2 protein-coding genes are annotated in these 1,820 nt (G+C 44.1%); both read left to right on the top strand.

What is annotated here, in order from left to right:
* Positions 1-100: 100 nt before the first annotated feature.
* On the top strand, positions 101-1,246 hold the full coding sequence (locus G565_RS0120865; RefSeq protein WP_028672529.1) for a hypothetical protein: 1,146 nt from the start codon (positions 101-103) through the stop codon (positions 1,244-1,246).
* 46 nt (positions 1,247-1,292) lie between these two features.
* A complete protein-coding gene (locus G565_RS0120860; protein WP_157600193.1) occupies positions 1,293-1,745 on the top strand; it encodes a hypothetical protein in 453 nt (150 codons plus the stop codon).
* The last annotated feature ends 75 nt before the right edge of the window (positions 1,746-1,820 follow it).

The raw sequence follows: 1,820 nt of genomic DNA, 5'->3' as shown, positions 1-1,820 counted from the left end.
TTACCACCAAGCGGATCCGACGACCAATGGAGGACGTTGGCATCTTTCTGAAAAATCGCCCTTTCTGGACGGGCACTAGCTAGATGCGGAAACTATAGACATGGTGTTTAGATCTCTCAAGAAAAGTGCTTTGACGCTATATCACATAATGGTTCCTCGAGATCGTGATATTTGGCCTGATATTGACTGTGCAAATGAACCGACCAAGAAGGTTAGTAAAGGACGGAAGCTAAGGTCAAAAGGAAAGGCTGTTACGCCCGTTGAGGAGTATGTTTTTCACTCCGGTTTCGACACGCTAACTGACGGAGATATTTGGATAGTTAGAACAGATAGTCGGTTTGTGGACTACACAGTAGGAGTGATTCTACCTGGGGCGATGTTGATGTTTTTACTTCCAACGTTTTGGTTCGCCAAAGTTCCCTTCGAAATGACCAGGATTGTTATACTGCCGTTATTTTTTGTGATGGTCTTTTTCTCCTTATTGGCCCGTTGGGAGAAGGGAAATAATAAGTGGATTGTCTTTGATCGAAACAGTGGCAACGTGTGTTTCTGGCATAAGAACAAGCGAAAGTCACTGACTGTTCCGTTTGAACAAGTGAATAGCTATTGGCACAGGAAAGCCTATCGCGGTGGTGTCAGCCGGAACTTCATGCTGATGCCAGAGGTCAGCTTTCGAGGTGAATGGAACCGCTGGTGGAATACCTATTTTGGCAGTACGGAAATCTATTCTCAGGCACAGTACCTGTGGCGTGTGCTCTCGGATTTCATGGACAATAGCAAACCAATACCTGAGCTCCCTGGGTTGACCCACCAGATTCGTAGTTGCCAAAAGCTTGGCTACACGATTGAAGACCTGACGCATGGTGGTAAGGAGATTCCAATAGATGTGTGGATGGAAGTAGACAAAGACATTGAGAATGAAATTGAAGCATTAGGGCTTGAAGTACAGTCACTGCTTAAGCCTGAAAGATTTTCAGCTAGTGAGATACTTGAATATTCTAAGACGATTCCGCCACTTGCAAGGCGATCTTTTCTTAGCCTAGTTATGATAGCCATAGAAGACTGGTCGATGTGGACCAGGAAATATGGTGGGCTTTATCCGGGTATGGAGAAACGATTTACTCAACGTAGTCTTGCACGCGAGATTGATCAAATTGTAGGTCTTGTTCGAAGTGGGCTTAGAACTGCCGATGAAGAATGGGAACAGCAGGTTAGAAAGGACTATAAGTCAACTGAGTCACTGTAAATGCAGCTAAGCGTTTTAAAAAACACTAATACTAGGGAGTCCTTTGTTGCCTGAGATCAAAGACATTGAAGAAGAGGGTAATAAACTGGTTGTCCGTACAGTAAGGCTAATTGCACGCTTGTTTAAATTTCTAGCTGTTGGCATTTTCCACATCGTAGTACCCAAAGATCGTGATATCTGGCCGGATATCGATTGTGCAACTGATTCGACAAAGGCGGTTGGTAAAGGGCGAAAGCTCAGATCAAGAGGGCAGCCTGTTGCGCCCATTGAGGATTACGTATTTCACTCTGACTTCGCCACTCTGACAGATGGTAATATCTGGATCATCAGAACAGACAGCAGTTTCGTGAACTACAGAGTCGCAGCGGGTCTATTTGGTGCTTTGGTATTGTTTATATTGACAATATTTGTATACCATGGCGCGGATTGGGAACTATACCAACTTTTTTTCCTACCTCCTTTTTTAGGTATGACAATATCTGCCTCTGTTGAAAAATGAGTGGGTATATTTATAGTATCTGAGTGATCTAGCAAGGAATCCTCAGTATGACACAGAAGATATTCGAAGCCGCCC

Origin of the sequence: Saccharospirillum impatiens DSM 12546, from assembly GCF_000423605.1 — a bacterium.
In the GTDB taxonomy this organism is placed as follows: domain Bacteria; phylum Pseudomonadota; class Gammaproteobacteria; order Pseudomonadales; family Natronospirillaceae; genus Saccharospirillum; species Saccharospirillum impatiens.
This window is presented reverse-complemented; position numbering and strand designations above follow the sequence as displayed.